The organism is Ideonella sp. (genome assembly GCF_035254525.1).
Taxonomy (GTDB): Bacteria; Pseudomonadota; Gammaproteobacteria; order Burkholderiales; family Burkholderiaceae_C; genus Ideonella.
Window position 1 is genome coordinate 1 of the sequence record NZ_DATFAN010000063.1, and the last position, 5,584, is coordinate 5,584.

The window sequence follows — 5,584 nt, forward strand, 5'->3', positions numbered from 1 at the left end:
CGCCCGCGTCGAGGACATCGACTTCAACCCCGACGACTTCATCGCCCGCGTCAATTCGGATCTGGTCGGCAAGTACATCAACATCGCCAGCCGCGCGGCCGGCTTCCTGGCCAAGCGCTTCGGCGGCACGCTGTCGGGCGATCTCGGCGTCGAGGGCTCCAGCCTGCTCGAGACGCTGCGCGCCCACCGCGCGACCATCGAAGAGCTGTACGAAGAGCGCGAGTTCGGCAAGGCGCTGCGCGAGATCATGGCGCTGGCCGACAAGGTCAACGAATACGTCGACCAGCACAAGCCCTGGGAACTCGCCAAGAGCACCGACAACGCCGCGGCGCTGCACGATGTGTGCAGCACCTGCATCGAGGCCTTCCGCCTGCTGACGATCTACCTGAAGCCGGTGCTGCCGGCGCTGGCGGCCAAGGTCGAGGCCTTTCTGCGCACCCCGGCGCTGCAGTTCGACGACGCCGCGCGCGCGCTCGGCGTGCACACCATCGGCGCCTACGAGCACCTGATGCAGCGGGTCGACGCCAAGCTGCTCGACGCGCTGTTCGAGCCGCCGGCCGCGGCGGCCGAGGCCGCGCCGCTGCCGGGCGGCGAGGCGATCGCGCCGGAGGTCAAGATCGATGCCTTCGCCGCGGTGGACCTGCGCATCGCGAAGATCGTCAACGCCGAGCACGTCGAGGGCTCGGACAAGCTGCTGCGCCTGACGCTGGACGTGGGCGAAGGCCGCACGCGAAACGTTTTCTCCGGCATCAAGAGCGCCTACCAGCCGGAAGACCTGATCGGCAAGCTGACCGTGATGGTCGCCAACCTCGCGCCGCGCAAGATGAAGTTCGGCCTGTCCGAAGGCATGGTGCTCGCCGCGAGCCACGCCGACGAGAAGGCCAATCCGGGCATCTTCGTGCTCGAGCCCTTCCCCGGCGCCCAGCCGGGCATGCGCGTGCGCTGAGCTCGCCGCTCCCATCTCAAGCAAGCCCGCCGTGCGCCAGCACCGCGGGCTTTTTCTTGTCGGCCGTCAGTCCTTGTCGGCGGCCGCGCCCACAGCATCGTCGGCCCCGCTGGGCACGAAGCTGACGCCGTGCTGCGCGAGGTAGTCGCGGATCAGGCGGCGCACCACCTGCGATGGCGTCACGTCCTGGCGCGCGCACAGGCCCTCGAGTGCCTTCTTCTTGGCCGGGTCGATCAGCACCGTCAGGCGCGCGGTCTTGAGTTCCATCGGGTTTGGTATGTCAGTTCTATTAACATGCGAGTATCATACAAACCGCACTTGATTTCACCCGGATGACAACCCGAGCATGAACGCCCTGCTGGCTGCCCAGGCCCTGCTGCTGCTCGGCGCGGCTGCCTGCCTGCTGCCGGTGCCCAACCGGGCCCGCGCCGCGCTGGGCCTGATCACCCAGGGGCTGGCGATGGCCCTGGTGCTGTGGGCCGCCTGGCCGGTGCTGTGGGGCGCCGCCCCGCTCGAGGGCGAATTGGCCTGGGCCTACCCGGTGGGCACGCTGAAGATGCGGCTGGACGCGCTGGGCGCGTTCTTCCTCGCCTGGTCGCTGCCGATGACTTGGGCAGGCAGCGTCTACGCGGTCGGCTACCTGCGCCGCCACCTCGACAGCCGCGAGCGCCATCTGGGCGTGCACTACGCGCTGCTGAACCTGACCGCGCTGTCGTTCGTGCTGGTCTACACCGGCGAGCACGCGCTGGTGTTTCTGCTCGGCTGGGAAATCGCCGCACTGGCCGCCTGGCTGCTGGTGATCTGGGACTACCCGAACCAGAAGGTGCGCTTCGCCGGCTTCAACTACCTGGTCTCGACGCACATCGGCCTGATCTTCCTGGTCGCGGCGTTCATGATCCTGTACACCCATTCCGGCTCGTGGGAGCTGGGCAGCTTCGGCCGCTGGTTGCGCGCTCACCCGGGCTCCGAACGCAACCTCGTGTTCCTGCTGCTGCTGGCCAGCTTCGGCCTGAAGTCGGCCTTCTTCCCGTTCCATTCCTGGCTGCCGCGCGCCCACGCGGCCGCGCCGGCGCACGTCTCGGCGCTGATGTCAGGCGTGATCCACAAGGCGGGGCTGTACGCGCTGGTGCGCTTCATCCTGCTGATCGGCCAACCCGACGAGTGGATGGGCTGGTTCCTGATCGGCTTCGCGTTGCTGTCGGCGGTGATCGGCGCGCTCTACACCGTCGGCCAGCGCGACCTGAAGCGCCTGCTCGGCTATTCGTCGACCGAGAACGTCGGCATTGCCGCGCTCGGCTTCGGTGTCGGCTGCCTCGGGCTGGCTTGGGGCAACACGCCGCTGGTGGCGCTGGGCTTCGCCGGCGGGCTGCTGCACGTGCTGAACCACGCCTTCTTCAAGTGCCAGCTCTTCTACGCGGCCGGCGCGGTCTACCAGGCGACCCACACGGTCGACGTCGAGAAGCTCGGTGGCCTCGCGCGGCTGATGCCGGCCACGGCGGTCGCCTTCCTGATCGGCGGCGTGGCGATCTCGGCGCTGCCGCCGCTGAACGGCTTCTCCAGCGAGTTCACGATCTACGCGGGCCTGTTCAACAACGCGCCGATCGCCCCCTGGGCCAAGGTCGCGCTGGCCGCCACCGGCGCGGGCCTGGCCTTCGTCGGCGCGGTGTCGGCGCTCAGCATCACGCGGGCCTTCGGCGTGGTGTTCCTTGGCGCGCCGCGCGACGCGGAGATCGAAAAGCCGCAGGAAGTCAACGCCTGGATGCTCGCGCCGATGGGCCTGCACGCCGCGGGCGTCGTGCTGCTCGGTGTCGCCCCGGTGCTCGGGCTGGCGATGGTCGACGGCGCCGTGCGGCTCGCGCTGGCCGGCGTGCCGGGCGCCGATGCGAGCGCGCTGCAGGTGATCGGGCAGACGCTGTCGCGCATCGGCGCGATCTCGGGTGCGCTCGCGGCGGCGGCGCTGCTGCTGTGGTGGCTGCGCTCGCGCCTGGCGCGGGTGGCCGACACGCCCGCGGCCTCGCGCCACGTCACCTGGGGCTGCGGCTACACCGCGCCGAACCCGCGCATGCAATACACCGGCGGCAGCTTCTCGTGGGATTTCGCCCAGCGTTTTCGCGGCTTGATGGTGCTGCTGCGCCGGCAGAAGGCGCCGCAAGGCTATTTCCCGAGTGATGCCTACCTGATCACCGACTGCGTCGACGCGGTCGAGCGACGGCTGTTCTCGGTCATCAAGCACGGCGACGAGTCGGCCGAGGGGCTGTCGAAGAAGCTGCGCGAAGACGACCCGCGCCTGGCCTTTGCCGGCGCGCTGCTGGCGCTGATCGTGATGGCCGCGGCCATCGTGCTGGCGGGGGGGCCGCTGCCGTGACGGCCCTTGTGCTCATCCTCACGCACGTCCTGATCGTGCTGGCGATGCCGGTGCTGATGGTGGGCATCGTCAACCGCACCAAGGCCTGGTGGGGCGGCCGGCGCGGGCCGCGGCTGTGGCAGCTGGGCTGGGACCTGGCGCGCCTGATGCGCAAACGGCCGGTGCTCAGCACGGTGGCGACCTCGCTGTTTCGCGCCGGCCCCTGGGTGGTGCTGGCCGCGACGCTGCTGGCTGCGCAGATCGCGCCCATCCTGGGCGCCTTCGCGCCGCTGCAGTTCAGCCACGACTTCATCGTCTTCGCCTACACGCTGGGGCTGGCGCGCCTGTTCCTGATGCTGTCGGCAATGGACGTCGGCAGCGCCTTCGAGGGCATGGGCACCGCGCGCGAAGCCTCGTTCACCGCCTTCATCGAGCCGGCGCTGTTCCTGCTGGTGGGCAGCGCCGCGGTCGCCACCGGCCAGACCAGCTTCGCCGGGCTGATCGGCCACTGGCATGCCTCGGCATCGTTCGCCTGGCTGGGCGCGCCGGCCGTGGCGATCCTGCTCGTGCTGCTGCAGGCCGAAGCCGCGCGGGTGCCGGTCGACGACCCGCTGACCCACCTCGAGCTGACCATGGTCCACGAGGTGATGGTGCTCGACCACAGCGGCCCCGAGCTGGCCGCGATGCAGTACGCCGCGGCGCTGAAGCTGACGATGTATGCCGGGCTGATCGCCGCGCTGCTGAACCCGCTCGACCCGCGCAATGCGCCGGCGCCGGCGATCGCCGTGTCGCTGGCGATCATGGCTGCCGTCGCGGTGCTCGTCGGCTGCATCGAATCGCTGACCGCGCGGCTGCGCATGCAGCACGTGCCGCGCTATCTGCTGGCCGCGACGGCGCTCGCCGCGCTGGCGCTCGGCGCCTCGGGCTGGCTGGCGGGGAGCGCGTCATGACGGTCGCGCTGGTGGCGTTCCTCGCGGCGGCGGTGATCCCGATCTTCTTCGGCAAGCTCGGCTCGGCGCCATGGTGGCTGGTGCTGCAGGCGGCGGCGCTCGGGGCCGCCGGCTTCGTGCACCACGGCGAGGCCGGCCCGCACGAGTGGGCGGCGCTGGCCGAGGTGCTGCTGCTGCGCGCTTTCGTGGCGCCCCGCTGGCTGAAGCAGGTGGTCGTGCGCCGCGCCGAGACGCAGCGCGACCTGATGCCGTCCAACCTGTTCGCCTGGGCAATCGCGATCGCGCTGATCGTGCTGGCCTTCGAGTTCGGCGCACCGCCGCTGGGCGAGCACGAGGCGCTGACGCTGGGCACCGTGGCGGCCACCGTTGCGGTCGCGCTGCTGCTGCTGGCAGCCAACGATGCGCCGCCGGCGCAGCTCGTGGCGGTGCTGTTCATGGAGAACGCGATCGCGCTGTTCGAGCTGCTGATGCCGGCGCCGTGGCCGCTGCCGGTGCACCTGGCCCTGAGTGCGGTCTTCGTGGGCACCGTCGGTGTCGGCAGCCGGCTGATCGAGGCGGAGGGCTCGCGATGATGGCCGACACCGTGATCCCCGGCGTCAGCAGCGGCCGGCCGGACCGCGGCCTGTGGGCCGGCCCGGCGCTGGTCGTCGCGGCGCTGGTGATGCTGGGCATCACCAGCCTCGTCGTGGCCCGCGTGGCGCTCGCCGATCTGCCGCTGTACTTCGCCGGGCGCTACCTGGTGCTCGACGCGACCTCACTGCTGTTCGTGCTGGTCGTCAACAGCGTCTTCCTCGGCATCAGCGTCTACATGTCGTCGCGCGTCAGCACCTCGCGCGTGCTGGCCCGCAGCCTGCTGCCGCGCGCCGCGCTGACGCTGGCCTTCATGCTGGCGATGAACCTCGGCATCCTCGCCAACCACCTGCTGCTGCAGTGGGCGGCGATCGAGCTGACCACGCTGTGCGCGGCGCCGCTGGTGGCCCAGGGCGACACGCCGCGCTCGCGCCGGGTCGCCTGGCACTACCTGATGTACTCCAGCATGTCGCTGGCGCTGACCTTCCTCGGCATCCTGTGCCTGACCCGCTCGGCACAGCTGCAGGGGGTGTCGCTCGATTTCGCGTTCGACGCGCTGGGCGCCACGCTGCCGGCCTCGGGCGACGGCTGGCAGCGCCTCGGCCTGGCGCTGATGCTGTTCGGCCTGGGCAGCAAGCTCGGCCTCGCCCCGCTGTACAGCTGGCTGCCCGAGACCTACGAGGCCGCGCCGACCAGCACCAGCGCACTGCTGGCCGCGGTGCAGTTCAACATCAGCATCGTCGCGGTGCTGCGCGTGCTGCAGGTCTTCCACGG

General features: G+C 70.6%; 6 protein-coding genes. 5 read left to right on the forward strand and 1 reads right to left on the reverse strand.

Features of this window, described 5'->3' with window-relative positions:
* On the forward strand, positions 1 to 946 hold a 946-nt coding region (gene metG / locus VJ693_RS05975), incomplete at its 5' end, for a methionine--tRNA ligase subunit beta (RefSeq protein WP_324152595.1).
* 66 nt (positions 947 to 1,012) lie between these two features.
* On the opposite strand, the gene VJ693_RS05980 is transcribed toward metG, so the two are convergent.
* Complete coding sequence (locus VJ693_RS05980) at positions 1,013 to 1,213, reverse strand: ribbon-helix-helix protein, CopG family (protein WP_324152596.1); 201 nt, start codon at positions 1,211 to 1,213, stop codon at positions 1,013 to 1,015.
* Positions 1,214 to 1,292: 79 nt separating this feature from the next.
* Here VJ693_RS05980 and VJ693_RS05985 point away from each other — a divergent pair, with 79 nt between their 5' ends.
* From VJ693_RS05985 to VJ693_RS06000, 4 genes are all read left to right on the forward strand, one after another.
* Complete coding sequence (locus VJ693_RS05985) at positions 1,293 to 3,311, forward strand: proton-conducting transporter membrane subunit (RefSeq protein ID WP_324152597.1); 2,019 nt, start codon at positions 1,293 to 1,295, stop codon at positions 3,309 to 3,311.
* Positions 3,308 to 4,240: a respiratory chain complex I subunit 1 family protein gene (locus tag VJ693_RS05990; RefSeq protein WP_324152598.1), complete on the forward strand. Its 933-nt coding sequence runs from the start codon at positions 3,308 to 3,310 to the stop codon at positions 4,238 to 4,240. Before VJ693_RS05985 ends, VJ693_RS05990 begins: the two co-directional genes overlap by 4 nt.
* Positions 4,237 to 4,812 (forward strand): hypothetical protein, encoded by a 576-nt coding sequence (locus VJ693_RS05995; RefSeq protein ID WP_324152599.1) that lies wholly within the window; start codon positions 4,237 to 4,239, stop codon positions 4,810 to 4,812. The genes VJ693_RS05990 and VJ693_RS05995 overlap by 4 nt, the downstream gene beginning before the upstream one ends.
* Positions 4,809 to 5,584: proton-conducting transporter membrane subunit (locus tag VJ693_RS06000; RefSeq protein ID WP_324152600.1), on the forward strand; the 776-nt coding region annotated here is incomplete at its 3' end. The genes VJ693_RS05995 and VJ693_RS06000, both read left to right, overlap by 4 nt.

Bases quoted from the DNA above. Each gene is read 5' to 3' on its own strand.
- VJ693_RS05980 (WP_324152596.1), bottom strand. From the start codon at position 1,213: ATGGAACTCAAGACCGCGCGCCTGACGGTGCTGATCGACCCGGCCAAG.
- VJ693_RS05995 (WP_324152599.1), top strand. From the start codon at position 4,237: ATGACGGTCGCGCTGGTGGCGTTCCTCGCGGCGGCGGTGATCCCGATC.
- VJ693_RS05985 (WP_324152597.1), top strand. From the start codon at position 1,293: ATGAACGCCCTGCTGGCTGCCCAGGCCCTGCTGCTGCTCGGCGCGGCT.